Source organism: Acinetobacter sp. 1424608, assembly GCF_000588255.1.
In the GTDB taxonomy this organism is placed as follows: Bacteria; Pseudomonadota; Gammaproteobacteria; order Pseudomonadales; family Moraxellaceae; genus Acinetobacter; species Acinetobacter nosocomialis.
Genome location: NZ_JFXL01000002.1, coordinates 114,983 through 141,199, shown reverse-complemented (window position 1 = coordinate 141,199; position 26,217 = coordinate 114,983). Strand labels below are relative to the sequence as shown.

The 26,217-nt window shown below is 38.0% G+C and carries 28 protein-coding genes, 1 tRNA gene and 1 pseudogene; 8 read left to right on the top strand and 22 right to left on the bottom strand.

Going from position 1 to position 26,217, the window contains the following annotated elements; genetic code table 11:
- The first annotated feature begins 34 nt into the window (after positions 1-34).
- The gene (locus J678_RS07395) at positions 35-1,081 is read left to right on the top strand and encodes an NAD(P)H-dependent flavin oxidoreductase (protein WP_017394339.1); all 1,047 of its coding nucleotides are present in this window, start codon (positions 35-37) and stop codon (positions 1,079-1,081) included.
- Between the two features lie 43 nt (positions 1,082-1,124).
- Here J678_RS07395 and dusB read toward each other — a convergent pair whose 3' ends face one another.
- Positions 1,125-2,150, bottom strand: coding sequence for a tRNA dihydrouridine synthase DusB (dusB, locus tag J678_RS07390; RefSeq protein WP_017394340.1), 1,026 nt, complete (start codon positions 2,148-2,150; stop codon positions 1,125-1,127).
- An 82-nt stretch (positions 2,151-2,232) separates the two neighbouring features.
- Between dusB and J678_RS07385 the strand changes: the two genes are divergently transcribed.
- Both J678_RS07385 and J678_RS0103920 read left to right on the top strand, forming a co-directional pair.
- Positions 2,233-3,441: a DUF1615 domain-containing protein gene (locus J678_RS07385; protein WP_002052526.1), complete on the top strand. Its 1,209-nt coding sequence runs from the start codon at positions 2,233-2,235 to the stop codon at positions 3,439-3,441.
- Complete coding sequence (locus tag J678_RS0103920) at positions 3,408-4,064, top strand: HAD-IB family hydrolase (protein ID WP_004885875.1); 657 nt, start codon at positions 3,408-3,410, stop codon at positions 4,062-4,064. The genes J678_RS07385 and J678_RS0103920 overlap by 34 nt, the downstream gene beginning before the upstream one ends.
- Before the next feature lie 27 nt (positions 4,065-4,091).
- On the opposite strand, the gene proB is transcribed toward J678_RS0103920, so the two are convergent.
- From proB to uvrB, 8 genes are all read right to left on the bottom strand, one after another.
- Positions 4,092-5,225 (bottom strand): glutamate 5-kinase, encoded by a 1,134-nt coding sequence (proB, locus tag J678_RS07380; protein ID WP_002052602.1) that lies wholly within the window; start codon positions 5,223-5,225, stop codon positions 4,092-4,094.
- Positions 5,226-5,240: 15 nt separating this feature from the next.
- A complete protein-coding gene (gene cgtA / locus J678_RS07375) occupies positions 5,241-6,461 on the bottom strand; it encodes an Obg family GTPase CgtA (RefSeq protein WP_002052725.1) in 1,221 nt (406 codons plus the stop codon).
- A 164-nt stretch (positions 6,462-6,625) separates the two neighbouring features.
- Positions 6,626-7,300 (bottom strand): hypothetical protein, encoded by a 675-nt coding sequence (locus tag J678_RS07370; protein WP_002052875.1) that lies wholly within the window; start codon positions 7,298-7,300, stop codon positions 6,626-6,628.
- An 11-nt stretch (positions 7,301-7,311) separates the two neighbouring features.
- Positions 7,312-8,046: a hypothetical protein gene (locus tag J678_RS07365; protein ID WP_031944708.1), complete on the bottom strand. Its 735-nt coding sequence runs from the start codon at positions 8,044-8,046 to the stop codon at positions 7,312-7,314.
- A gap of 149 nt (positions 8,047-8,195) precedes the next feature.
- Entirely contained in the window at positions 8,196-9,653 is a 1,458-nt protein-coding gene (locus tag J678_RS07360) for a glyceraldehyde-3-phosphate dehydrogenase (protein ID WP_002052743.1), read from the bottom strand.
- A 216-nt stretch (positions 9,654-9,869) separates the two neighbouring features.
- Positions 9,870-10,817: an EamA family transporter RarD gene (rarD, locus tag J678_RS07355; protein ID WP_079377391.1), complete on the bottom strand. Its 948-nt coding sequence runs from the start codon at positions 10,815-10,817 to the stop codon at positions 9,870-9,872.
- Positions 10,818-10,925: 108 nt separating this feature from the next.
- The gene (locus J678_RS07350; protein WP_002052730.1) at positions 10,926-11,513 is read right to left on the bottom strand and encodes a lipocalin family protein; all 588 of its coding nucleotides are present in this window, start codon (positions 11,511-11,513) and stop codon (positions 10,926-10,928) included.
- 94 nt (positions 11,514-11,607) lie between these two features.
- Positions 11,608-13,629: an excinuclease ABC subunit UvrB gene (gene uvrB / locus J678_RS07345; protein WP_004707569.1), complete on the bottom strand. Its 2,022-nt coding sequence runs from the start codon at positions 13,627-13,629 to the stop codon at positions 11,608-11,610.
- A gap of 179 nt (positions 13,630-13,808) precedes the next feature.
- On the opposite strand from uvrB, the gene J678_RS07340 reads away from it, so the two are divergent.
- Positions 13,809-14,600 (top strand): hypothetical protein, encoded by a 792-nt coding sequence (locus tag J678_RS07340; protein WP_002052788.1) that lies wholly within the window; start codon positions 13,809-13,811, stop codon positions 14,598-14,600.
- 143 nt (positions 14,601-14,743) lie between these two features.
- A complete protein-coding gene (locus tag J678_RS07335; RefSeq protein WP_031955688.1) occupies positions 14,744-16,207 on the top strand; it encodes a diguanylate cyclase domain-containing protein in 1,464 nt (487 codons plus the stop codon).
- 1 nt (position 16,208) lies between these two features.
- Here J678_RS07335 and J678_RS07330 read toward each other — a convergent pair whose 3' ends face one another.
- Positions 16,209-16,388, bottom strand: a complete 180-nt coding sequence (locus J678_RS07330) for a hypothetical protein (protein ID WP_000139633.1) — start codon at positions 16,386-16,388, stop codon at positions 16,209-16,211.
- A 209-nt stretch (positions 16,389-16,597) separates the two neighbouring features.
- On the opposite strand from J678_RS07330, the gene J678_RS07325 reads away from it, so the two are divergent.
- Complete coding sequence (locus J678_RS07325) at positions 16,598-17,833, top strand: pyridoxal phosphate-dependent aminotransferase (RefSeq protein WP_004707562.1); 1,236 nt, start codon at positions 16,598-16,600, stop codon at positions 17,831-17,833.
- A 51-nt stretch (positions 17,834-17,884) separates the two neighbouring features.
- On the opposite strand, the gene J678_RS07320 is transcribed toward J678_RS07325, so the two are convergent.
- Positions 17,885-18,295, bottom strand: a complete 411-nt coding sequence (locus J678_RS07320; protein ID WP_017394344.1) for a GFA family protein — start codon at positions 18,293-18,295, stop codon at positions 17,885-17,887.
- Positions 18,296-18,481: 186 nt separating this feature from the next.
- Between J678_RS07320 and J678_RS07315 the strand changes: the two genes are divergently transcribed.
- Positions 18,482-18,919 (top strand): PaaI family thioesterase, encoded by a 438-nt coding sequence (locus tag J678_RS07315; RefSeq protein ID WP_017394346.1) that lies wholly within the window; start codon positions 18,482-18,484, stop codon positions 18,917-18,919.
- Between the two features lie 14 nt (positions 18,920-18,933).
- On the opposite strand, the gene J678_RS07310 is transcribed toward J678_RS07315, so the two are convergent.
- Complete coding sequence (locus J678_RS07310; RefSeq protein WP_002052864.1) at positions 18,934-19,362, bottom strand: hypothetical protein; 429 nt, start codon at positions 19,360-19,362, stop codon at positions 18,934-18,936.
- Positions 19,363-19,403: 41 nt separating this feature from the next.
- Positions 19,404-19,548, bottom strand: a pseudogene (locus J678_RS23530) (hypothetical protein); the annotation flags it as partial.
- A 49-nt stretch (positions 19,549-19,597) separates the two neighbouring features.
- On the opposite strand from J678_RS23530, the gene J678_RS07305 reads away from it, so the two are divergent.
- Positions 19,598-19,673, top strand: a tRNA-Asn gene (locus tag J678_RS07305).
- A 188-nt stretch (positions 19,674-19,861) separates the two neighbouring features.
- On the opposite strand, the gene J678_RS07300 is transcribed toward J678_RS07305, so the two are convergent.
- The 9 genes from J678_RS07300 to lepB form a co-directional block, all read right to left on the bottom strand.
- Entirely contained in the window at positions 19,862-20,620 is a 759-nt protein-coding gene (locus tag J678_RS07300; RefSeq protein WP_004885840.1) for an SDR family oxidoreductase, read from the bottom strand.
- Positions 20,621-20,893: 273 nt separating this feature from the next.
- Positions 20,894-21,538 carry a tRNA-(ms[2]io[6]A)-hydroxylase gene (locus J678_RS07295; protein ID WP_017394347.1) on the bottom strand — a complete coding sequence of 215 codons (645 nt, stop codon included), beginning with the start codon at positions 21,536-21,538 and terminating at the stop codon, positions 20,894-20,896.
- A gap of 6 nt (positions 21,539-21,544) precedes the next feature.
- A complete protein-coding gene (gene pdxJ / locus J678_RS07290; protein WP_017394348.1) occupies positions 21,545-22,270 on the bottom strand; it encodes a pyridoxine 5'-phosphate synthase in 726 nt (241 codons plus the stop codon).
- Between the two features lie 13 nt (positions 22,271-22,283).
- The gene (gene recO, locus J678_RS07285; protein ID WP_004707550.1) at positions 22,284-22,997 is read right to left on the bottom strand and encodes a DNA repair protein RecO; all 714 of its coding nucleotides are present in this window, start codon (positions 22,995-22,997) and stop codon (positions 22,284-22,286) included.
- Between the two features lie 9 nt (positions 22,998-23,006).
- Positions 23,007-23,207, bottom strand: a complete 201-nt coding sequence (locus tag J678_RS0103910) for an NF038104 family lipoprotein (protein WP_004885836.1) — start codon at positions 23,205-23,207, stop codon at positions 23,007-23,009.
- A gap of 18 nt (positions 23,208-23,225) precedes the next feature.
- Positions 23,226-24,248, bottom strand: coding sequence for a GTPase Era (gene era, locus J678_RS07280; RefSeq protein WP_079376989.1), 1,023 nt, complete (start codon positions 24,246-24,248; stop codon positions 23,226-23,228).
- Between the two features lie 11 nt (positions 24,249-24,259).
- The gene (gene rnc, locus J678_RS0103905) at positions 24,260-24,952 is read right to left on the bottom strand and encodes a ribonuclease III (RefSeq protein ID WP_004707545.1); all 693 of its coding nucleotides are present in this window, start codon (positions 24,950-24,952) and stop codon (positions 24,260-24,262) included.
- Complete coding sequence (locus J678_RS07275; protein ID WP_001224037.1) at positions 24,924-25,298, bottom strand: DUF4845 domain-containing protein; 375 nt, start codon at positions 25,296-25,298, stop codon at positions 24,924-24,926. The genes rnc and J678_RS07275 overlap by 29 nt, the downstream gene beginning before the upstream one ends.
- Before the next feature lie 24 nt (positions 25,299-25,322).
- Positions 25,323-26,150 carry a signal peptidase I gene (gene lepB, locus J678_RS07270; RefSeq protein WP_017394349.1) on the bottom strand — a complete coding sequence of 276 codons (828 nt, stop codon included), beginning with the start codon at positions 26,148-26,150 and terminating at the stop codon, positions 25,323-25,325.
- Positions 26,151-26,217 lie beyond the last annotated feature (67 nt).

Genomic DNA, 26,217 nt, shown 5'->3' with positions numbered 1-26,217 from the left:
GTTATGGTGAAGTGAAAGAAGTGAGGTGAATAAAATGAGCCTATTACAACAACTTGCAATTAAACATCCAATTTTTCTGGCTCCCATGGCAGGGGTTTCTACACCAGAACTAGCGGCCGAGGTTTCAAATCAAGGAGGCCTTGGATCATTAGGCTTGGGAGCAAATACACCACAAAGTGCACGTGAACAAATTTTAAAAACTCAGGCACTCACCGAAAACTCATTTCAGGTTAATTTTTTCTGTCATCAGTCTACAGAACTTAATCTAGAAAAAGCAAAACAGTGGATTGAATATCTACGTCCTCATTTTGAAAAATTCGGTGCTCAGCCACCTCAAGATTTGCACTGCATCTATCCAAGTTTTTTAGATAATGATGACTTTTTAAATGTTGTTTTAGAAACTAAGCCCAAAGCGGTGAGCTTTCATTTTGGTATTCCCCATCCGCATCAAATTAAAGCTTTAAAAGAGGCTGGTATTTTGACTATGGTTTCGGCTACCAATTTAATTGAAGCGCAAGCGATTGAAGCAGCAGGTATTGATATTATTATTGCTCAAGGTATTGAAGCAGGTGGCCATCGCGGAATTTTCAATCAAACTTTTGATGCTGCGATTAAAACCAGTGATTTAGTACAATTGATTGTGCAGCATTGCAAACTCCCGGTTGTCGCCGCAGGCGGGATCATGACTGGCTTACAAGCCAAACATATGTTGAGCTTGGGAGCAACCGCAGTCCAGTTAGGTACAGCGTTTGTTCAATGCCAGACCTCAAATGCTTCTGCTGAATATCGCAAAGCATTATTTAATGAACCCATAACACAAATTAGCGCTAGCCTTTCTGGGCGCCCCGCTCGCGGTTTATTCAACCATTGGCACAACCAAATTGATTCACCTACTCGACCTGCCCAACCAGAGTATCCATACGCTTACGATTTGGCGAAGCAACTTAATGCTCTTGCGAGTAAACACCATGACTATGGTTTTGGTGCATTTTGGGCAGGAAGTAATGTTGCACAGATACGCGAATTAGGAGCATCAGATCTGGTTAATCAACTCGTTGTTGAAATGCTAGATAATGAATAGATGAAGATTTTAAGCAACCAGCCTGTGTACTGGTTGCTTTATTTTAGTGAGTAGCTAATAAATTAACCTGTTCAACCTGAACATCGCTCATCAAATTACCTTCTGCAAGCAATTGATTAAAATAACTCTCGACAACTAATGCCTGTTCAGCAGTGGTTTCAACTTTATACATATTTTGTCGGAACTCGTTACTTGAGCGTAATCCTTTGGTGTACCAAGCAATATGCTTACGAGCAATACGACATCCAGAATATTCACCATAAAATTGATATAACTCAGACAGATGCCCTAAAAGTACATCTTTGACTTCTGCAATATTTGGAGCAGCCAAATGCTCACCAGTTTTTAAATAATGGGCAATTTCACGGAAAATCCATGGACGACCTTGTGCAGCCCGCCCAATCATAATTGCATCGGCGCCAGTATAGTCCAGTACATATTTTGCTTTTTCAGGACTATCAATATCACCGTTGGCAATTACTGGAATATTGATTAACTCTTTAACATGTTTAATCAATTCATAACGCGCTGTATTTAAATACATGTCTTCACGTGTGCGGCCATGCAATGCTAACGCAGCAATCCCCGCCTCTTCTGCACGTTTTGCCACCCTTAAAATATTTTCTTGGCCATTTAAAAATCCTAAACGGGTTTTTAAAGTCACAGGAACGTCAACTGCTGCAACAACTGCATCCAGCATTCGAGCAACCAAGTCTTCATCTTGTAATAATGCTGAACCTGCTAATTTATTGCATACTTTTTTTGCAGGGCATCCCATATTGATATCAACAATTTGTGCCCCATTTGCAACTTGATAACGAGCAGCCTCAGCTAACTGTTCTGGGTCAGAACCCGCGATTTGCGCAGAGATAGGAGCTAACTCTCCGTCAAAATTAGCACGATAAAGACTTTTTTTAGTCATCCGCAAAGTTTTATCAGCAGTCATCATTTCACTGACCGCATGACCCGCACCAAAATACTTGCACAACGTTCTAAATGGACGGTCAGTTACACCGGCCATAGGAGCAACAATTAAATTATTTGACAGTTGATAGGGACCAATATACATATATATTCATACAATTGATGATCAACATAGTATACTTCATCCGCTTGATCAGCTCATCTTTTTTGCAGGTGCTTTCCTCGCCATGAACAAACCGTTGTCTTCCCGTTTTTTATTAAAATCATTCGGTGTAGTCACCGTATGCATGAGTTTAGCTGCTTGTGGAGATAAAGCCTGGTGGTCAAAAAATGATGAGCCCGATTTAGAAAGTCAGCAAATTAAAAAGTTAATTCCAGCACGTGTGCATGATCGGGAGTCATGGGCTAAAGATATTGACGATATTATGCAGGACTTAAAAATTCCTAAAACCAAACAAAATGTTTGTAGTATTGTCGCGATTGTAGATCAGGAATCTAACTTTGTTGCTAACCCTGTAGTACCAGGTCTAGGCAAAAAAGCAGTTGACGAAGTCAGTACCCGTTTAAATGAAAAGTTTGAAGACAAACTTGGCCAGAAAGTGGGGGGTACTGTCGCAGGTTATTTTGAAGAAGTATTGAAAACCCAACCCTCTCCTGACAATAACTATATGAGTCAGATGCGTAAAGTCAAAACTGAAAAAGATCTCGACTTACTTTATCGTCAAATTTTTGATTTTATGACTCAACATTATCATGTCAGTGCGTTAACTGGTGCAGCTAAACTGGTTGGGCAAGATATTGGTGAAAAAATGAATCCAATCACCACATTGGGTTCAATGCAAGTTCATATTAATTATGCTAAAGCGCATAAACGTTCTAGCATGAATATTGCAGACCTTAGAAATGATCTTTATACGCAATATGGCGGTCTATATTATGGCATTCATCGCTTGATGGTATACCCAGCAGACTATGATAAGGCCATTTATCGTTTTGCCGATTATAACTCAGGTATGTATTCTAGCCGTAATGCTGCTTTTCAAAGCATGCTCGATGCCCTTACTGATAATGAGCTCACCTTAGATGGTGATTTACTACTTTACGATAAAGCTGGTAGTCCACTCGCAGTTCAGAGTCAGTCAGAAAAAGAGTTAATGAAACTATTTACTGCAAATAATGTCTTAATTACACCAAGACAACTTCGCGATGATCTTAAATTAGAAAAAGAGAAAAAGTTTGAGAATACACAAACTTATATTGCCTTAACTAAACTCTATAAGGCAAAAACAGGCAAAGAACCTATCTATGCTATTATGCCTCAAGTGGTAATTTCTGGGCCTAAATTAAGTCGTGACTATAATACTAACTGGTATGCAACCCGCGTAAACGGACGATATGAATCATGTATGCAACGAGCGAAACGAATAAGACAATAAAAAATCTCGCCCTGTTTGATTTTGATGGGACCTTGTGTAGTAAAGACAGTTTTACAGGGTTCATCTTTTATGCGTTATCTAAGCGCCACATAGTTAAGCAAGGCTTGAAAATCCTGCCATGGATTCAAGCCTATTATCTTAATTTTTATCCCGCCCATGCGATGCGTGCCAAACTTTTTCGAAGCATGTTTCGCAATACCCCAGCAATTGAGCTGCAAAGATTAGGCGAAGAATATGCACAAGAACTCGTCTCAACTCTTTCACCTGAAATTTTTGCACAATTACAACAACATCAGTTACTTGGTGATCAGGTAGTACTAGTTTCGGCTTCAATCGATATCTATCTTGCTCCACTTTGCAAATTACTCGATATCGAATTAATTTGTACTGAAACTCAAGTAAAAAATGGCATGATGACGGGTTATTACTCAACGCCAGATTGTAGTAGTGAACAAAAGAAGTTAAGAATACATGAACAATATTCTTTGCAGGATTATTATCAAGTTTATGCTTATGGAAATAGCTCAGAAGATTTAGATATGCTGAGCCTTGCCACCCACCCTTTTATGGTCGGCGAAGATCGAATCTTGCCATCGTTAACACCACAAAAAAAGCTCGCATAAAGCGAGCTTTTTTTTGTAGATCACTACTTAATAAATCGCCATATGATCGCGATGGATCATTTCAAGCGAACGAGCTTCTCCAAGTACTTGATAAACCTTGTCTGAAGAGAGGCCCTTAATAATTTCAGCTGAACGAGAACTAAAGTTTACTCGTCCAACCGCAATACGTTTGCCTTGCTTATCAACGCATTCAACCACATCACCACGATCAAAATGTCCTTCAACAGTTTTTACCCCTACAGGGAGTAAACTGCGATGTTTAGATTTAATCGCATCAACCGCGCCATCATCTATGACCAGACGACCTGCTGTTTGTAAATGTGCAGCAAGCCACTGTTGATGTGCTGTCATACGGTCTTTATCAGTCGTGAACAATGTACCAAGCATTTCACCAGCCATGACTCGTGACAATACATTATCACTTTCACCACTAGCGATCAGTGTTGGACAGCCCGACTTAGCCGCTAAACGGGCAGCACGGACTTTAGTGACCATGCCTCCTCGCCCAAGTACCCCACCACCGCCAGCCATTTCAAATAAAACATCATCCATGGCACGAACAGTTGATAACAGCTTTGCATCAGGGTTGTGACGTGGATCTGAGTCAAACATGCCTTGCTGATCTGTTAAAATGATCAGTAAATCAGCATGTACTTGACCAGCAACCATTGCCGCTAAGGTATCGTTATCACCAAAACGAATCTCGTCAGTAGAGACTGTATCGTTTTCATTAATAACCGGAATAACACGCCAGTCAATCAAGTTCTGCAACGCATCGCATGAGTTCAAATAACGACGGCGATCTGCCAAATCGTCATGTGTTAATAACACTTGAGCTGTTCGAATACTATGATTTTCAAGCACGCTAGACCATGTATGAATTAGGCCCATCTGCCCAATTGCGGCACATGCTTGTAAACTGGGTAGATCGGTGGGTCGACTCGCAAGCTTCATACGAACCATACCTTCTGCTACAGCTCCTGAAGACACTAAAATAATTTCGTGCCCAGCATTGTGTAAATCTGCAATCTGTTTCGCCCAATGCGAAATAGCATCCAGATCTAGCCCCTGCCCATTTGCTGTGAGTAAAGATGATCCGATTTTAACAACGATTCGTTTACACTCACTGAGCTTACGTTGCCCATCGACCACTTCTATCATGTTTTCCTCGGTTTTTTAGTCACGAACGTAGATGCTTTCTACATCATTGTCGTCTTCATCATCGTCAAAATCATCATCATCGTCCATCATGCTTTCAAGACGTTGTGCTCGACGCATTGCACGATATGCTTCTTTTGCCGCAATGGTTTGTTCACGTGTTTCAACTTCTAGTTGTTCACGGAAAGCTCTTACTTCTGCTGCGTACTCAGGATCTTCAACTTCGCGTTCACGTTGCTGTTCAATCTGATCCATCAGGTAGTACACAACTTCCTTTGTACCTTCACTTAATAAGCCCGATGTTTTAAAGACAGGTCCAGTCCACTCTAATTCATCTAGAATGTGCTGACACCACTCTTCACGGCTTTCCTCAGCAATTTGATCCAGTTTATTGAGCACTAAAACAACTGGTAGTTTCGCCAAAGTAGGTGAGAACTTAACCAACTCATTCATAATTGCTTTTGCATTATGAGCTGGATCTGAACCATCAATTGGTTGTACATCAATAATATGTAAAAGAATACGAGTACGCGCCAAATGTTTAAGGAAACGAATTCCTAGACCTGCACCTTCTGCCGCACCTTCAATAAGGCCCGGAATATCGGCCATTACAAATGAACGATGACGGTCAGCATCTACAACACCCAAGTTTGGAACCATGGTTGTAAATGGATAGTCTGCCACTTTTGGCTTTGCAGCACTTACAGCACGAATGAAAGTAGATTTACCAGCATTTGGCATACCTAATAAGCCAACATCTGCCAATACTTTCAACTCAAGACGAATTTCACGAAATTCACCTTTAGTACCCGTAGTACATTTACGTGGAGCACGGTTAGTTGATGATTTAAAGTGAGTATTTCCCAAACCACCTTCACCACCACCTGCAACCAGAATTCTTTGGCCGTCTTCAACCAAGTCGCCAATAATATCGCCAGAATCTGTATCAACAATTGTTGTACCAACAGGTACTTTTAAAACCACATCTTCACCACCGCGTCCGGTACAGTTAGCACCTGCACCGTTTTTACCACGTTCAGCGCGGAATTTACGGGTGTAACGGTAATCGACTAAGGTACTTGTATCATCATCGGCTTGAATATAGATACTTCCACCACGTCCGCCATCACCACCATCTGGGCCACCAAATGGTACAAATTTTTCACGGCGAAAACTGGCTACGCCATTGCCACCGTCGCCAGCCTCTACGGTAATGACTGCTTCATCAACAAAGCGCATTTGCCAATCCTCTAAAAACTCTAAAACCGCCTATTCTGCCATATTTTCATAAAATTCTCGAATAGAAAATCGAGAGAATTCTACTTTCCTAGGTCTTATTTTATTACTTTTTATATTGATAAAAACTTATAGCAGAACATAGCCTCTCTTTATGTATTTATTCCTTAAGGGTGTACATTACGCAGAGGTAAATCCATCTTCATATCTAAATTAGCTTTAGTGTGTTGCACAGAGTTATACATAATGGCATTAAAGCTTGAGATATTGCCCATTTCCATTGCATCATTAATTTTTAAGCTTGGATTAAATTGGTGTTTAATCGGTAAATTTACCGATTCATCGAACTCGAAATAAACTGGACCATTAAAAGCAATCTTAACAGGAATGGTATAGCTACGTTTTAACTGAAATGGAATATCCAGATTAATGGGTATATTTAGTTTTAGTGGAAACCTAGGTAACAACTTATTTTGGTATATTAAATCGGTTGTTGTTTCCAAAGGCATCACCTGATCAACTTTCAGCGTTGTTGCATAATCAACGCTTACTGTAATTGGAGTCTCAACTTCAAACGCTAAATCAGCCAAATATCTCCCCTTTAAAGGCACCGAAATCTGACGATTAATATCAATTGATGTATCTAGTTTACCTATGGACTGGACCTGTAAATTATTACCAACATGTATTTTAGTTTCTAATGATTCTGGTAATCGAATATCTGATTCGTGCGCAGAAACCACCACCGAAGCTTGTATATTTAAATAGAGCCAAAATAAAATTGCCGTGAGTACCATAATCAGAAAGAAACTGATGAGCATACTTTTTATTGAACCCAGCATAAGTCACCTTCCTACTTATTCTGGTTCTGTGCAGGTAAAGATGTAGCGTTATCATCTTTAACACGATTAAGGCTCATGCTTGATAGAGGTATTTTTAACTCGCCATGCTCAATTTTAACTGGCAAAGTATTTTTGACATCTACTGAAGCATTTAAAGCAGTTTTTACAGGTACATTTAAACTACCCTGAATTGGAATATTTGTTTTTAATTGGGCATTTAGTGGAATATGAAGATCTTCTTTTAAAACCGTTTTAACTGGAGCATCAAACTTCAAATGAACTTTTTGATCGAGCGGTACTTGAATATCAATAGGTACATCAAGCTTTAAGGGAATATTCCCTTTTAATGGTAAAGTAATATCCTTACCCAATACTCTGACTTGAACTTTGGTGTCTATCGGTAGGCTTTGATCAACTTTTAACGTTTCTTTTACAGGAATAATTGTGCTGATTGGCACCATATTATCGAAATAGACACGAGGAGTTAACGTCTGTGTTAAAGGTATCGTTAACTTTTCATTAATAGGAATATTCGCATTTACTCGGCCTTTTACATCGACATTTAAAGCATCTTTTACTTTGACCTGTACCTGTAATGGTTCTTGTAAATCAATCGCTACAGCTTGGTTTTTCAGCGGAATATAAATATTAAAATGCTTGAAAACCCAAATGGCGATGAGCACACCACATATATTCGCGATGATGATGAAAAAGAAGACTATCAATAATCTTTTAAACTGCTGCAATTCCAATCCCTTACTATTTCTTTTTGTTCCTTAAATCCTATTCTCATTGATTTCTAAAAAATAATCAGCATATATTTTGTACGGTTGTAAAAAAACCCAGTCTAAACTGGGTCTTTTTGTCACATACTTTTATCTAACGTTAAATCAAATTAAGCATTAGTTTCTGCAGGGATTTTTGTATAGCTTACGCCACACATTTGTTCAGCAATACGTAATACTTGGCAGCTATAACCTACTTCATTATCGTACCAAACATATGCAGTTAAACGGTTACCTGAAGTAATTGTTGCTTGAGCATCATATACACCAGCAGTACGAGAACCGATAAAGTCACTCGATACAACTTCTGTAGAGTTGGTATAACCGATTTGACCTTGAAGTTTAGAGTTAATCGAAATTTGACGAATGTATTCGTTCACTTCTTCGCGATCAACTTCTTTATCAAGTGTTAAGTTTAAGATTGCAAGAGATACGTTTGGTGTAGGAACACGTACAGAGTTACCAGTTAACTTACCTTTTAATGCAGGTAATGCTTTAGCAACAGCTTTAGCAGCACCAGTTTCAGTAATAACCATGTTCAATGTAGCAGCACGACCACGACGATCAGCTTTGTGATAGTTATCAATTAAGTTCTGGTCATTTGTAAATGAGTGAACTGTCTCAACGTGACCATTAAGAACTTTATATTTGTCATCCAATACTTTAAGAATTGGAGTGATCGCATTTGTTGTACAACTTGCAGCAGAGATGATTTTGTCTTCATCTAAGATGTCAGAGTTGTTTACACCAAATACAACGTTTTTCATTTCGCCTTTACTTGGTGCAGTTAATACAACACGTGCAACACCTGGGCATTTCAAATGTTGGCTTAAGCCTTCAGCATCACGCCATTTACCAGTGTTGTCGATTAAAAGCGCGTTTTCAATACCGTATTGAGTATAGTCTACTTCACTTGGGCTAGATGCATAGATCACTTTGATGAAGTTACCGTTAGCAATGATTGCTTCGTTTTCTTCATCAACAGAAATTGTACCAGCGAAAGTACCGTGAATAGAGTCACGACGAAGTAAAGAAGCACGTTTTGCTAAGTCACCGTCAGAAGACTTACGAACAACAATCGCTTTAAGGCTTAAACCACGACCTAAACCTGATTGGCTAATGATTAAACGAGCTAAGATACGACCAATACGACCAAAACCGTAAAGAACTACATCTTTAGGTTGTTCAGAAGTTGCGCTACCTTTAATTGACTCAACTGCTTGAGCAACAAAAGCGTCAACATCACCGCCTTTTTCTTTATATTCAACTGCAAGTTTACCAATATCAACTTCTGCAGAACCAATGTTTTCAACTTTTGCTAAAGCTTCTAAAATTGGGAAAGTATTTACTACAGAAAGCTCAACATCTACAACACGTGTACGACGGTGAGTTTTCAAAATTTGAATAACAGAACGGTTAATTAAAGAGCGACCGTAAACAGATACGACAATATTTTTTTCACGGTATAATTGACCGATTAATGCAATCATACGTTCCGCGATTTCTTCACGGTTTTTCCAACGGCCTTGGTGTTCAGCGTGCAGGGCGATGATAGTGTCTTTGCTCACAGATACGTCCTCTAATTAATTATATCTAGGCGTGATTTTTAAAACCCCGTAATTGTAATGGAATTATTAGCAAGAATGAATCAAAAGCTGACGTTAGTGACTAGATTTTCCCAAAATTCATCATAAATTCATAAAATACCTATAATTATTTTTTATTATCTTATTGTTTAAAGCAGCTAAATTTTTGCTTTTTCTTACTTTTTAGATTCTGTTGCTCTAATCATGAGCATGATTTTTTAATCTTTTTTGATATTTTTCGAGATTTAATTGCAAATTTTTGGCTTTTTTCTGCTGCTGATAAAGATGGAATGCACCTTCTAGCACAAGTACAAATACAGCACACCAAATTGGAATATAAGTAAACCATTCTTCTTGACCAATGCTTTCCCCTAGCACTAAAGATGCTAAAGCAAGTAATACTGGTTCAAGATATCCAAGTAAGCCAAATACAACTAAAGGTAAAAAACGACTTGCTAATATGTAACATCCCAAGCCTATAGCACTAAGTACTCCTAATCCTGCAATTACTAAGGCAAGAGTTGGTTGATCGAAAAATTTACTATATGGCAATAATCCTGTATGTGTTAGATAAATCGCCACAGGCATGATGATCAAAAGGTCCCACCAAAAACCACCTAAATTATCTGTTTTAATTTTCTTGCGTAACAAGAAATAAGCTGAGTAACCAATGGCCACCAAAGCAGTTTCCCAAGCAATACTTCCTAAACGAAAAATCTCATGGCCGACACCAACTATTGCCAGAATAATAGCGACCCACTGAAATTTTGATATTTTTTCCCCATATAGCACACTACCAGCCAAAACCAGCACAAGCGGTAGAAGGAAATATCCCAAAGATACTTGTAAACCACGTCCATGCATGGGTCCCCATAAAAAGAGCCATAGCTGTACCGATGTTAAAATTGAGGTTGTTATGAGTAACAAAAGTAAAGAAGGTTTTGCCAAAATACGTTGATAGATATTTTTAATATGACTTAAGTCACCACTCCACCACATAAATAGAGTTAAAAATGGCAAAGTAGCAATAATACGCCACCCAAATGTTTGTTCGCTATCAAGTTGACCAAGTAGTTGAGTATAGAAATAAAGAACACCGAAAGTTAATGATGCCATGACAGAGAAAATCACGCCTTTTAACATCACTAACCTCTTTACACTTTAAGAAAAATAAAGCGATACAATACTTGATTTATCCACTATAAAAAAGAAAAAACCATGCGAAAACATGGTTTTTTCTTAAGCAGAATTTATTTATTCTTTGTGCTCAGTATGAATAACATCACGAATATCAAATCCTAATGTTTTGGCATAATTTAGATATTCATCAATCAATTCTTTTTTGGGATGTGGTGTTCTAGATAATACCCAAAGATACTTACGTGAAGGCTCCCCTACTAAAACAGTTTGATAGTCTTCATCTAGCTTTAAAATCCAGTAATCTCCACGAATAACCGGAATCCATCTCACAGCTTCAGGTAAAAAACTTACTTTTAATTTTGTGTTATAGGGTGGATTGACTACAAAAGCTTCGCCAATAGATTGCTGTAATTGCTTCTGATTATCGTAGCAGCGATTATCTACAACGATATTTCCATTTTCATTTAAAGTGTAAGTTGCAGATACGTTGTAAGCACATTTTTTTTGGAAAAAAGCCGGTTTACGTGCGACTTCATACCACACACCTAAATAACGGTCTAATTCAACTTTATCGACAGTTGGTAAAGGCTTCTGCTGGGCATAGGCATATGTTCCAACGGCTAAGCCAGTTAGAACAATCCCGCCCAATGCAATTTTTGCCAAGCGCCAACTGGCTTGCGGAACATTATTTCGAAATGCCATTGTTGCCCTCAACTATTAGTTGTGAATACAAAAATAACTTAAACATCTACAGTAGCTTGTTTTTTAAACAAATCATGTAGTGTTATGTATCCATTTATTGCAACATTTGCGCTTTTAAACGAACGATTTCATCACGAATACGAGCCGCTTGCTCAAATTGTAGATCTTTAGACGCCTTTAACATTTCTTTCTCAAGCTTAGTAATATGCTTACTGAACAATTTAGGGTCAGAAAGAATATGACGGTCATCAGCACTTAGTGCTTGTGCCTGCTCCAATATTTTCTCATCAATTTGATCATCTGAAAGCACTTCACCCGTATCAATTTCTTTCACGGCCTGACGGACTGCACTACGTGGTGTAATACCATGCAGCTCGTTAAACTCGATTTGTTTAGCTCTACGGCGTTCTGTCTCATCAATTGCTTTTTGCATAGAGTCGGTAATTCTATCTGCATATAAAATTGCCTTACCTTTCACATTTCGCGCAGCACGACCAATGGTCTGAATAAGTGAACGTTCTGAACGTAAGAAGCCCTCTTTATCTGCATCTAAAATAGCAACTAAAGAAACCTCTGGCATATCTAAGCCTTCACGAAGTAAGTTAATACCGACCAAAACATCAAATACGCCTGTACGTAACTCATGAATAATTTTGACACGTTCAACCGTATCAATATCCGAGTGCAAATAAGCGACCTTAACGCCATATTCTTTTAAATAAGAAGTTAAATCTTCCGCCATACGCTTGGTTAAAGTCGTTACCAATACACGCTCATTTAAGTTCTTACGAATATTAATCTCAGACAGAACATCATCGACTTGGGTAAGTACTGGACGAACTTCAATTTCAGGATCAATCAAACCTGTAGGACGGACGACCTGCTCAACCACTTGTTCTGACTTCTCCAACTCGTATTTGGCTGGCGTTGCACTCACAAAAATAGTGGTCGGAACAATACGTTCCCACTCTTCAAATTTCATTGGGCGGTTATCAAGCGCACTTGGTAAACGGAAACCATAATTCACCAAGTTTTCTTTACGTGAACGGTCACCTTTATACATTGCACCAATTTGAGGAACAGTTACATGTGACTCATCAATAATAAGTAAAGCATCGTCCGGTACATAATCAAATAATGTCGGTGGTGCTTCACCTGCTGGACGGCCTGATAAATGACGAGAGTAGTTTTCAATACCATTGGTATAACCTAACTGCTGCATCATTTCCAAATCATAACGAGTACGCTGTTCGATACGCTGAGCCTCAAGCAACTTGTCATGTTCACGGAAGAACTTAAGCTGGTCTTGAAGTTCATCCTTAATGGTATCAATAGCACGCGTTAAGTTGTCTTTTGGCGTTACATAATGACTTTTCGGATAAATCGTAACACGTGGTACTTTGCGCACCATCTTACCGGTGAGTGGATCAAACCAACGAATTGAATCTACTTCATCATCAAAAAGTTCAATACGAATTGCGTGTTGGTCAGATTCTGCCGGGAAGATATCAATAATTTCGCCACGAATTCGATAAGTACCACGTAAAAATTCAAGCTCATTACGGGTATATTGCATTTCAACCAAACGGCGAATAATTTCGTCTCGACTCACTCGGTCACCCTGAACCACATGCAATAACATTTGCATATAGGCATTTGGGTCACCCAAACCATAAATAGCAGAAACAGAAGCTACAATAATTGCATCACGACGCTCTAACAAGGCACGTGTTGCAGATAAACGCATCTGGTCAATATGGTCATTAATTGCTGCATCTTTTTCAATAAATGTATCTGAAGACGGAACATAAGCCTCGGGTTGATAGTAGTCGTAATAACTTACGAAGTATTCAACTGCATTATTTGGGAAGAAGGCTTTAAATTCACCATAAAGCTGGGCTGCTAATGTCTTATTGTGCGCCATCACAATGGTTGGTCGCTGTGTTTGGGCAATCACGTTTGCCATGGTATAGGTCTTACCGGAACCAGTCACGCCCAAAAGTAACTGATTACGAAAACCTTTTTCGACGCCATTTACCAGCTTTTCAATTGCCTGTGGCTGATCACCCGCTGGCTGGTAATGAGTGACCAAATCGAAAGGTTGATTTTCGTTCACAGTTCTCTCTCTTTATAAAAAATTTGAATTTATCGTCTAGCAATTTAATGGGGATTTTTTCCCTAATTTAAAGTCTGTAGCCAGATTAATATACAGCGAAAATATTAAGCATCTTGACACTTGACCAATGCTTTAAACGGTTGCAACATGAACTTATCCATTAGATAAAAAGCATAACCATGACCTATCAATATCATGATGAAAGTATTGTAACTGAACTCCCTGAAGATACAGTGTTTGTCTTCGGTAGTAATATGGCTGGGCAACATGGTAGTGGAGCCGCACGTGTTGCCAGTCAGCATTTTGGGGCTGTAGAAGGTGTGGGACGTGGCTGGGCTGGACAAAGCTTTGCAATTCCAACATTAAATGAACACATTCAACAAATGCCTCTCTCCCAAATCGAGCATTATGTTGAAGACTTTAAAATTTATGCAAAAAATCATCCTAAAATGAAATACTTTGTCACTGCTTTAGGATGTGGGATCGCGGGTTATAAAGTTTCTGAAATTGCCCCGCTTTTTAAAGGCATATATCACAACGTGATTTTTCCAGAATCCTTTAAACCTTATGTTGAAGATAATGCTGTTTCACAGTTTCCGACACTCACTCAAAAAATGGTTCAAAGTTTTATTAACGATGAGGTTATTTTTTACTTTAATCATGGCAGTGAATCTTTTGAAGATGCTTTAGATAAAACTGATTTATCAGATGCTGAAAAAGCAATAGCGCTGATTGTTTTAAATGAAGAGTTGTACCCTCGTGACCGCTATGGCAGAGGCCGAGAGCACGAATTGAGTGATATTTTAGGGAAGCTCAATGGCAAGATTTTCAATATTCATGGTAACTCAGAAGGCGCAATGATTTTTGTCAGTGTCATTGTGGCACTGATGGAACTTTATGATTTTGATGAACAAGACTTCATTAAATTATGGCGCGGCGAGAAAAATATCGACCACCCGATTAACCGTTAATTTATTTTGATATTTTATGAGTAAAGCAGATAAATTCTGCTTTCTCATTATTTTAATTTTTCTAAAGATTTAAATTGATTATTTTCCCAAATCCTAATTTTTCTCATTATACTTTAAGACAAACTGAATACTTAAAGAAACAAATGGAAACTTTAGATTCTTCAATTTTTGACCTAACCCCAATTCCAATGTGGATTGAGGACTTCAGTGAAGTTAAACAGCTATTTGATCTATGGAGAAATCAAGGGGTCGAAAACCTTTACGAATTTCTAAGTCAAAATGAAAATTTGATTGTCGAATGCGCCCATAAAATTAAAATTATTAAGGTCAACCAAAAAGTATTAGAACTCTTTGAAGCAAAAAACCAAGAAGAATTATGCGCCAATTTAAATCTTATTTTTAAAAAAGAGATGTTTGAAGCTCACATTCATGAACTCGAAGCGTTATGGAATGGCAAAACTCATTTCTCAAGCACCACTATAAATTACACGCTCTCTGGTAAACGTATTGATGTACAACTACGGGGAGCAATTTTACCAGGTTCTGAAACTACATTTGACCGTATTTTAATTACCACCGAAGACATTACGCCTTATCAAAATGCACTTCGTCAGGAAGAGAAAAATCGACGTCTAGCAGAATCAATGTTTATCTACTCCCCCACTTCTCTTTGGGTTGAAGATTTTAGCCGTATTAAAAATAGAATTGATCAGCTTAGGCTATTAGGTATTGAAGACTTTAGAACTTTTCTAGATGTACATCCTGAGTTTGTGCGTCAATGTATCGAAGATATTTTAATCTTAGATGTTAACCAGTCGACTCTTGATTTATTTAAAGCACCCGACAAAACCGCTCTCTTAAAAAATACGCATAAAATTTTTGCTGAAGAGATGATGGAAACTTTTAGAGAACAACTAATTGAACTCTGGCAAGGAAATATTCACCATAAGCGTGAAGCCGTTAACTATGCATTAGATGGCCAAATCAGAAATGTTTTACTACAATTTACCGTATTCCCCGGTTATGAAGATACTTGGGGATTGGTACAAGTTGCTCTTACAGATATTACTGCACGAAAGAAAGCTGAAAATTATTTAGAATATTTAGGTCAGCATGATGTACTGACTAAACTTTATAACCGTGCTTTCTTTACAGAAGAGCTTAATCGTTTAAACCGCAGCATTATTCGTCCTGTTTCTTCAATTTTTTTAGACATGAATGGTTTAAAAGAAACGAATGATCAACTTGGCCACGATATTGGTGACGGTTTATTACGTCGTGTGGGGAATATTTTAAACCAAGCTATTACGAATACTGCTTATACTGCCTCCCGAATTGGTGGAGACGAGTTCGTAATTTTGATGCCTGGTGCAGATGAGGCAAATGTATTGATTATGCTTCAAACTATTCAGGAGCTTTTTAATATCGATAATCAATATTACTCAAGCCATCCTATTAGTATTGCAATTGGACACGCAACGACAAAAGAAAATGAACAAGTTGAAGATATGCTAAAACGTGCAGATCATCACATGTATCAAAAGAAAAAAATTTATTATCAAGAAGTATTACAAATAAAAAAACAGGCATATTGCCTGTTTTTTTAAATTAACGCTTACCCATAGAACGACGGGTACCACGAGGAGGCATCCAAGTTCTATCTGCATATTGCTCTGGCTTCGGACGCACTTGATTGTGTACAGCATCGCCAGTTTGATTGCTTTCATTCGGCATTGGGAATGGCAATTTCACCAAAGCCTTTTTCTGTTTTGGCTGTTGCTCAGTCATAATTCAGTCTCGATATTTCGATTGCGATTTATTATAAAGGATTTTTCTCATTTCTTTCGAAAAAAGCTTCAATTGAATAAAACCGCAACAAGAACGTTTCTAAATTAAACTTTTTTTACATCTAAAAATACCCACATCCGCAAATTACTTAATTTTTGCGATAAGATAGTATGCTTTTTATTTTTTAATCCCATAAGAGGAATATTGCCGTGGACGTACGTCTTTCTGATCGTGTCAATGCCATCAAACCGTCCCCTACACTTGCTGTAACTAATAAAGCAGCTGAGCTTAAAGCTGCTGGCAAGAATGTGATTGGTTTAGGTGCTGGCGAGCCAGATTTTGATACCCCTCAACACATCAAAGATGCTGCAATTGAAGCGATTAATAATGGTTTCACAAAATATACGGCTGTAGATGGTACTCCTGGGTTAAAAAAAGCAATTATTGCTAAATTGAAGCGTGATAATAATCTTGATTATCAACCAAACCAGATTTTGGTTTCATGTGGTGGTAAACAAAGCTTCTTTAACTTGGCACTTGCATTATTAAACAAAGGTGATGAAGTGATCATCCCTGCGCCATTCTGGGTAAGCTATCCAGATATGGTGATTATTGCTGAAGGTACGCCAGTTATTGTGAAATGTGGTGAAGACCAACGTTTTAAAATTACACCTGAACAACTAGAAGCAGCAATTACTCCTAACACTCGCTTAGTAGTATTAAACAGCCCATCTAACCCAACAGGTATGATTTATAGCAAAGCTGAATTAGAAGCTTTAGCTGAGGTTTTACGTCGTCATCCACAAGTATTTGTTGCTTCTGATGACATGTATGAACCAATCCGTTGGGAAGATGAGTTCTATAACATTGCAACTGTTGCTCCAGATTTATATGACCGCACAATTGTTTTAAATGGTGTATCTAAAGCATATGCAATGACAGGTTGGCGTATTGGCTATGCAGCCGGTCCAGCAAAAATCATTGGTGCAATGAAAAAAATCCAGTCTCAATCAACTTCAAACCCAACTTCAATTTCGCAAGTTGCTGCTGAAGCTGCATTAAATGGTCCACAAGATGTATTAAAACCAATGATCGAAGCGTTTAAACGTCGTCACGACTTAGTGGTAAACGGCTTAAACGACATCAAAGGCATCTCTTGTTTACCGGCTGATGGCGCATTCTATGCATATGCAAATATTCGCCCTCTTATTCGTGCAAAAGGCTTAAAGTCTTGCACAGAATTCTCTGAATGGTTACTTGAAGAAACTGGCGTAGCAGTTGTTCCTGGTGATGCATTTGGTTTAGGCGGCTTCATGCGCATTTCATATGCAACAGCTGATGAAGTACTCGTTGATGCTTTAGCACGTATCAAAAAAGCTGCTGAATCAATCGAAGGTGTTGACGCTGCGATTGCATCTATCGAAGCTGAAAAAGCTGCAAAATAATTTGTAAAACTAAAAAAGGCCTCAAAATTGAGGCCTTTTTTATAATTAAAATTATTCTGGGTTAAATAGCGCAACCACCTCGGCCCCAGTTAGTTTCTTGGTATCATTCTGAAAAGTATAAAAATCGGGTTTTGAATCAATAAAAATTTCCATATCAAGGTGTAAACCTTCTACCGGCTCATTTAAGGAAAATGCATTGATATTGCAATAACTATGATCTTTCGTTCTCCAAAAAATTGTTGTTCCACAAGCATTACAAAATCCCCTTTCACCCCATTCAGAAGAGTTAAATACACTAAGATGCTTTTGCTGAAGAAAATTTAAACTACCTTTAACTACATCAACTGTCATAATGACACCACTGGTTTGTCTACGACACATCGAGCAATGGCAAACATGTACATCATGATTTTTTAATTCAACTTCAAAAGTTGTTTCACCACATAAACACTGACCGTTCATTATTATTTTCCATACGAAATTTATATTTTTAGATTTATAAAATATTCTGCCCAATCCAACTTTACAAGTTTATAAACAGTTAACTCAACTATTTTTCTGGTATTTAGCAACTTGACAATTGTTTTTTTAACGCCTAACTTATCAACAAGTTCCATTTTAGAACTTTATTGATTGAAGGACTCAAAAATGAAAAATCCTATGGAAATGACAGGCCTCGAATTTTTACAAGCCATGGTTGAAGGCCACATTCCGCCTGCGAGTATTAGCAAAACTATACCTATGCAACCCACTGAAATTTCTGAAGGATCAGTAACTTTTAAAGCACAAGCAGATCATAGCCATTTAAACCCTTTAGGTGGCGTACATGGTGGTTTCGCTGCAACTGTTCTAGATTCAGTGACTGGCTGTGCTGTGCATACGATGTTACCTGCTGGTGTAGGTTATGGAACTATCGATCTGAATGTAAAAATGTGTCGTCCTATTCCTCAAAATCAGACTTTAATTGCTACAGGTAAGATTATTAATATAAGTAAAAATTTGGGTATTTCCGAAGGCAAAATTATTGATGAAGAAGGCAAAATTTATGCTTATGCAACAGCGACTTGTATGATTATTCGACCATAAAAACTAAGGCAGCTTTAAACGGCTGCCTTTTTTATTAAGTCAGGAAGATCTGGACGATCACAAGTTTGTGCGACCACATAAGGTGCCCAAATATTCTTAAGTTGAAGCTCTATCACTTTATGAAACTGAGTAGACCAAGCTAAAACTTTATTTTTACCCCACAATAACTCCCCTTCGAGTTGGAAAATATAAAGGGGTTTAGATTGATCTAATATATTGCAAGACTTTAAAACTTTCAGTGAAGTATGCGCATCCCATTTTGAGCTAAACCAGAGTTGTAATAAGTCACCTAAGTACAAATCCTGCTTTTTAAATGGAAAAGCATTGATCCATGCATCTTCTACAAGTGTGTAATAAGATTCTGGTTGATTTAAAATATTGAGATAATTGCGTTGATAAAAATCAAAATTAGAAAAAATAGAAGCAACAGTAAGTGTTTTCATACTTATCTCCGATTTAGCCATTTTAGTGCTGGCAAGTTGGTTTAAATCCACACTGTTTGGATTACTCCAAACGCTTGTTCTTTTTTGAATCTAGCAATTGAGTTTTTAAAGTGCAAGTAATTTCTATCCTCGCCACTCAACTTGATCAAATAAAAAGCATACAACACAAAAATGAAGGAAACATGACGATTTTCACTTGACCCTTGTCAAAATCTCCTTATAATCGCATGCAGATTCTCCCATAGCTCAGTCGGTAGAGCGACGGACTGTTAATCCGCAGGTCCCTGGTTCGAGCCCAGGTGGGAGAGCCAAATATTAAAAAGCCCGCAGCATTAAAGCGGGCTTTTTTATTGCCTTCTATTACAGTATACCTATAAAAAAAATCCCCTACCTATCTGTAGAGGATTTGCTTTCCATGAATTGATATTTACCAGATTGAATCATTAGATCTAAATTTAAAGAATAACCCCTCCATCTTTAGATCATTTTTAAAATTCTATTATTCGACTTCCACAACTTTTAAAGGGTTAAAAGTTTGCGTTGTTGGCATCATTTCTATACGGTTAATATTAATATGCGGTGGTTGTGATGCAATCCATGCGACCGTATTTGCAATATCTTCAGGCAAGATTGGATTCTTTTTATCATATAAACTACTAGCTTTCTCCTGATCTCCCTTAAAACGCACAAGAGAAAATTCAGTACCGCCACATAGTCCTGGCTCAATATTTGTTACTCGTACACCAGTACCAGCCAAATCTGCACGAAGATTTAAACTAAACTGCTCCACAAAAGCTTTTGTTGCACCGTAAACATTACCACCAGGATATGGATATGTTCCTGCAATTGACCCCATATTAATAATTAGACCCGATTTCTTCTGCACCATACTTGGTAAAATTAGTCTGGTAACAGTAACAAGCCCCTTAACATTGGTATCAATCATCGTGTACCAATCATCTAATTCAGCTTTATCTGCTGGCTCTAGACCCAATGCCAAGCCCGCATTATTGACTAGTAAGTCAATTTGATCGATTTGAAATTCATTTGGTAATTCTTTAAATAACTTATTTATATTTTCTACTGTATCTGTCATATCAAACACGAGTGGGTAGAATTTCTCACCAAGTTCTTGTTTTAATTCTTCTAGTTTTTCTGCTCGTCTTCCGCAACCAATAACTTTATAGCCCAACTCAATCAATTTTTTTGAAATGCTATAACCAAACCCTGCCGATGCACCTGTAACTAATGCTAACATTCTTATATCCTTAGAAATAATCAACTATTTCAGTTGAACTCATGATGAACATATCAGCCTTTATATTTACATAATATTTATTATTAGCCTAAAAAAATAAAAGTTTTTTTAAAAATTTTATGAGAAATTAAAATCTATAAAAAATATATTTATTAAATAATTATATGCATTAAAGAACTAAAAGCAGGACATGTCTGCTGACAAAGGATGAAGTTCACCTAATAAAAAAAGTTCACCATGAAAGGTAAACTTTTTTATTTGAGGCACCCAAGACTATGCAGGAATACCACTATGAAAGCGGAAAGTATCGTCCGGAGTCAAAATCAGGTTCTTTTCAACCTCACGGATATGTTCAATACGCTGGTGAATATCCTCTTCAGGATCTTTCATTTTGGCAGTTTTTGCGACATCAAGCGCTAGTGCTAAATAGTCTTCAAAATGACGAGATTCCGACTTCAGCAAATAACGATAATAACGTCCAAGTTCGTCATCTACACGCGGGGCAAGTGCATAAAAACGCTCACACGAACGTGCTTCTACAAAGGCTCCAATAACCAGTACGTCAATTAAAGCTTCTGGCTCATAGGTACGTATTTCTTTTCGCAAGCCACCTGCATATCGTCCTGCGCTTAAACCTTTCCACTCTTGGCCACGTTTCGTCATAAACTCGAGAACTTGTTCATAGTGAAGCATTTCTTCACGTACAAGTTGAGCAAGTTTGACTTGTAGATCTGTAAAAAAACTATAGCGGAACATCAAGTTCATTGCCGTACCGGCTGCTTTTTTCTCACAATTGGCATGATCTTGCATCAAGATGTCTAAATTATTAACGGCCTCATCTAACCATTCATTTGGAGTTTGACACCCCAAAAATGCCAACACAGGCTGCATTAATTCATCGTAATTGATACTCGACATTACTACTTATCCTGCTGCCTGAATCGCTTTTTTCATATCTTTAACAGCCTGTGCTAGACCTACAAAAACACTATCTGCAATAATTGAATGACCAATATTTAATTCATGGATTTGTGGAATTGCTGCAATTGGTGCAATATTTTTTAGGTTAAGGCCATGTCCTGCATTTACAACCAAACCTTTTGAAGCGGCATATTCAACACCTTTTACAATACGAGCCAGCTCTTCTTGTTGTTCTTGTTCTGTTGCTGCATCAGCATATGCACCTGTGTGCAACTCAATCGTAGGTGCGCCACATGCAACTGCCGCATCAATTTGAGCAAAATCCGCATCAATAAATAATGATACGTCACATCCCAAAGCAGCTAAAGCCTGGGTTGCAGCCTTAACTTTTTCAAAGTTAGCTACTACATCTAAACCACCTTCAGTTGTTATTTCCTGACGTTTTTCAGGAACGAAACACACGTGCTGTGGTTTAATTTCTTTGGCAAACTCAACCATTTCATCAGTAACGGCCAACTCTAGATTCATACGTGTTTTTAACAAAGGGCGCATGCGACGCACGTCATCATCTTGAATATGGCGGCGGTCTTCACGAAGATGCAAAGTAATCCCCTCTGCACCAGCTTGTTCACAAATAAGAGCAGCTTCTACAGGGTCTGGATAAGTAGTACCGCGCGCCTGTCTTAGAGTAGCAACATGGTCTATGTTTACACCAAGCAATGCAGCCATAAATAAATCCTAATTACGATTGAGTTTGAGTATTTTGAATCCACAATTGTCGACTTTTTAGGGGACGATCACCTAAAAGCGATGTAATCATTTGACGGTATAGTTTACCTAATAATTGCAATTGTTCATGAGAAAAATCCTGCCCTTGCTCATAATCCAGCATAGATAAAATTGCTTTTCCCGACAAAGATGAGCGGCCTGCCTGGACAACGGGAGCAAAGCCTTCAGTCACTTGAAATTGATAAAACTGATTTGGCAAAATTTCTTTTTGTGAGCTATCAACTGAAAAATCAATCGCATAGCCCAACTCTGGAAGTAAGATATGTTCGAACTGCCTTAAGATCTGTCTGAGAAAAAGATCGGGATTTTCGTGAGAAGATAATTGTTGTAACTGAAGCAAAGTTAATTGATATTGTTCAAAAGTTTGTGGCATTGGTTCTTCTAGCGGACAAAGTCTTAGAACAATTTCATTTAAGTAAAAGCCAGCAAAAAAAGCATCACCAAAAAAGAAAACCGGCTGATTTAATATTTCCAGCTTCGTAAAATTTTTGAGTTCACTTTTACCTGTAGCTTGCAACCGAATTGGTTGATATTGGGGAGGCGGAGTCTGTCTTAAAATGCCATCGACCCGCCCGTATTCCTGAGTGAAGAGATGCACAATATGGCTTTTTTCACGATATTTACGATGGTGAATCATATATCCATGTAGGACTTCATTGCGCATCATAAAAAGAAACTATTCCTTAGATTCTTTTTCTTTTTTATCGTCATCATCACCATCAGGAATTACAGCTCCTACAACAGCAGCTGTACCCTTCACCACACCTTTAGTTGTTTTATAAGCAATACCTACTGGTACGGTTACAAGCTTATATACACAACCTTGTAACATCAATGTACACCCAATAATAGCCAATATTGATGTAATTGTTTTCATACCAGTATTCCCTGCTTGTTAGATATCGCTATATCCTAAACTTTTCAAAGCACGTTCATCATCAGACCAACCGCCTTTAACCTTAACCCATAAGGTAAGCATGATCTTTTGTTCGAACATTTTTTCCATGTCTTTGCGAGCATCCATACCAATCGTTTTAAGCTTGGCACCTTTTTCACCAATCACAATCGCTTTTTGGCCAGGACGATCGACAAAAATTGTTGCATCAATATAGGTACAAGCTGGTTTTAATCGACCATTTTTCTCATTAACAGTTGCCTCTTCTGTTTTAAAAGATTCAATCTGTACTGTTAAATCATATGGTAACTCTTCACCCAACTGACGCATAATTTTTTCACGGATGATTTCACTTGCTAAAAAGCGTTCTGAACGGTCCGTAATTTGATCAAATGAATACAGTGGCGGCTGATAAGGAAGATATTTTTCAATTGTTTCACTTAAATGTTCCAAGTTTGCTCCACGAAGAGCAGAAACAGGAACAATCTCAGCAAAATTCATAAGCTTGGTACGCTCTTGAATTAAAGGAAGAATCTCTCTTTTATCTTCAAAAGTATCAGCTTTATTAATGACCAAAATAACTGGCATTTCAGCGTTCTTGAGTTTCTCAAGCACTAAATCGTCATTTTGAGTCCACTTATACGCATCGATAACAAATAAAACCAAGTTAACATCACGTAATGCAGAATGAGCAGCACGGTTCATCATTTTATTGATCGCACGTACTTCTTTCTTATGCATTCCCGGTGTATCTACATAAACCGCTTGCATCTTCTCACGTGAATCAATACCAATAATTTTATGGCGAGTCGTTTGAGGTTTACGTGAAGTAATTGAGAGTTTTTGACCCAATAAATGGTTCATGAGGGTAGATTTACCCACATTTGGACGTCCTACAATCGCCACAAATCCGCTCTTAAAATCCGAAGGAATTGTAACGCCTTTGGAACTAAAAAATTGATCAATCAGATTGTTTGGATCTTGGTTTTCATTTGAATCTGGATTGATTTGATCAGAATGCATCGACATGCAGGTTATTGCTCCAATAACTTTAAAATTTCCGCCGCTGCTGCCTGCTCGGCAAAACGACGACTTGACCCCTCACCATAAATCTTTGGTAAACCATCTACCAAACATTCGACTTTAAAGTGTTGATGAGGTGCATCACCCTGAATATCTACAACCTCGTAAACAGGGAGAGGTTTTTTACGTGCTTGTAGATACTCTTGTAAACGTGATTTTGGATCTTTGAGTTGATCTGTTGGCTCAATATGATCTAAATAAGGTACATACCATTTTAACACAATATCTTTGAGTAGGTTCAGATCACTACTATCAAGATAAATTGCACCAATAATCGCCTCTACCGTATCCGCTAATATTGACTCACGATGATGACCACCAGATTTCAACTCGCCTGTGCTTAATATTAAACACCGACTAAGTTGCAAATCGGTTGCAATTTTACCTAATGCTTCTTGGCGAACTAAAGTCGCACGCATACGTGTTAAACGCCCCTCATTTTCATGTGGATAGGCATGATATAAATAATTAGCAATGATCATCCCCAACAACGAATCGCCTAAAAACTCCAGACGTTCATAGTTATACTTATGACTCACCGAACGATGAGTCAAAGCTAACTGTAGCAATTCGGGCTGCTTAAATTGATAACCGATTCGACTGAGTAAGCGAGGATCACTTAGTTTGAACTGATGTTTTGTCAAAACTCTTCTCAAATGTTAAAACTAAATCAATATTTAGTAAGAAAGGTTTTCTTACTTCATATTTCTTTTTGACGATTAGACCAGACTCGTTAAACACTTCAGCAATTTCCTTAAAATGGAGATCACGAATATTGTTCATTTCCAGCCGTTGGTCCATCTGTGTCATAAACTTTTGGGGTGTGATATCAGCTGAGCTTTGTTGCATGAGCTCTGTAATCTGATTATTAATCACACGATCATCCCAATATGCTGGCCAAACTGCAAGTACGGCTTTCGCCGCAATTGCAAATATAACCACCCCAAATAAAATTGCTAAATACGAAGTACCCTGTTGTGCCTTACGCATTTTTGTTTTTCCTAATGGTTGTTTTTAATCTATTTTTCCATTTCGGTTAAAGCTTGGCAGGTGGAAACCAGGTTCTTTATGCATCCAGACATAGAAAGCTCGGCCTGTTAAATTTTCTTCAGGAACGAACCCCCAGAAACGACTGTCAGCACTTTGATCACGGTTGTCCCCCATTGCAAAGTAATGTCCTTTCGGAACAGTTACTTCCCAATATAAACCGTCTTGGTTTGAATATTTGCCATTATCAACATAGTTGATAAATGGTGCCTGACGCGCAACGTTTACACCTTCGAGTTCACGCATCGTAAAGGTATGATCACCAATTGTTTCTTTATGATAAATAGACGTTGGTGTATCTAAAGCATCTTTTTCACGACTAAATTGTGTTAGTACTTTAGGAATTTTCTGACCATTAATAATCAATTGTCCATGATCGTAAACAATATGGTCACCTGGTAAACCAATTACACGCTTAATATAACTAATGGTTGGTTGAGGTGGGTAACGGAATACGATGACATCACCACGTTTCGGCTCACCTACATCAATGACTTTTTTATTTACGATAGGTAAACGCACACCATAGTCGAATTTATTAACTAAGATAAAATCGCCAGTCTCTAAAGTTGGAACCATAGAGTCTGATGGAATATTAAATGGTTCATAAAGAAATGAGCGAAGTACAAGCACAATAGCTAAAACTGGCCAAAAGTCATAGGCCCATGTAATAACAAAATTTTCGTTCTCTCGCCCTTTATTTGCACGCTGTTTAAAAACAAGCTTATCTAGCAACCACACTGCAAATAAAATCAGCGTAACTGGAACAAGAATTAAATTAAAATCAAAATCCACATGACCTCACTCGCAGCCTAGCTGCTTGCTTTATGGCTGGGAGAATATAAGTTCATCCCAGCCCTTT

Bases quoted from the DNA above. Each gene is read 5' to 3' on its own strand.
- J678_RS07395 (WP_017394339.1), top strand. From the start codon at position 35: ATGAGCCTATTACAACAACTTGCAATTAAACATCCAATTTTTCTGGCT.
- dusB (WP_017394340.1), bottom strand. From the start codon at position 2,150: ATGTATATTGGTCCCTATCAACTGTCAAATAATTTAATTGTTGCTCCT.
- J678_RS07385 (WP_002052526.1), top strand. From the start codon at position 2,233: ATGAACAAACCGTTGTCTTCCCGTTTTTTATTAAAATCATTCGGTGTA.
- J678_RS0103920 (WP_004885875.1), top strand. From the start codon at position 3,408: ATGTATGCAACGAGCGAAACGAATAAGACAATAAAAAATCTCGCCCTG.
- proB (WP_002052602.1), bottom strand. From the start codon at position 5,225: ATGATAGAAGTGGTCGATGGGCAACGTAAGCTCAGTGAGTGTAAACGA.
- cgtA (WP_002052725.1), bottom strand. From the start codon at position 6,461: ATGCGCTTTGTTGATGAAGCAGTCATTACCGTAGAGGCTGGCGACGGT.
- J678_RS07370 (WP_002052875.1), bottom strand. From the start codon at position 7,300: ATGCTGGGTTCAATAAAAAGTATGCTCATCAGTTTCTTTCTGATTATG.
- J678_RS07350 (WP_002052730.1), bottom strand. From the start codon at position 11,513: ATGGCATTTCGAAATAATGTTCCGCAAGCCAGTTGGCGCTTGGCAAAA.
- J678_RS07340 (WP_002052788.1), top strand. From the start codon at position 13,809: ATGACCTATCAATATCATGATGAAAGTATTGTAACTGAACTCCCTGAA.
- J678_RS07335 (WP_031955688.1), top strand. From the start codon at position 14,744: ATGGAAACTTTAGATTCTTCAATTTTTGACCTAACCCCAATTCCAATG.
- J678_RS07330 (WP_000139633.1), bottom strand. From the start codon at position 16,388: ATGACTGAGCAACAGCCAAAACAGAAAAAGGCTTTGGTGAAATTGCCA.
- J678_RS07320 (WP_017394344.1), bottom strand. From the start codon at position 18,295: ATGAACGGTCAGTGTTTATGTGGTGAAACAACTTTTGAAGTTGAATTA.
- J678_RS07315 (WP_017394346.1), top strand. From the start codon at position 18,482: ATGAAAAATCCTATGGAAATGACAGGCCTCGAATTTTTACAAGCCATG.
- J678_RS07310 (WP_002052864.1), bottom strand. From the start codon at position 19,362: ATGAAAACACTTACTGTTGCTTCTATTTTTTCTAATTTTGATTTTTAT.
- J678_RS07300 (WP_004885840.1), bottom strand. From the start codon at position 20,620: ATGTTAGCATTAGTTACAGGTGCATCGGCAGGGTTTGGTTATAGCATT.
- J678_RS07295 (WP_017394347.1), bottom strand. From the start codon at position 21,538: ATGTCGAGTATCAATTACGATGAATTAATGCAGCCTGTGTTGGCATTT.
- pdxJ (WP_017394348.1), bottom strand. From the start codon at position 22,270: ATGGCTGCATTGCTTGGTGTAAACATAGACCATGTTGCTACTCTAAGA.
- recO (WP_004707550.1), bottom strand. From the start codon at position 22,997: ATGATGCGCAATGAAGTCCTACATGGATATATGATTCACCATCGTAAA.
- J678_RS0103910 (WP_004885836.1), bottom strand. From the start codon at position 23,207: ATGAAAACAATTACATCAATATTGGCTATTATTGGGTGTACATTGATG.
- era (WP_079376989.1), bottom strand. From the start codon at position 24,248: ATGCATTCTGATCAAATCAATCCAGATTCAAATGAAAACCAAGATCCA.
- J678_RS07275 (WP_001224037.1), bottom strand. From the start codon at position 25,298: ATGCGTAAGGCACAACAGGGTACTTCGTATTTAGCAATTTTATTTGGG.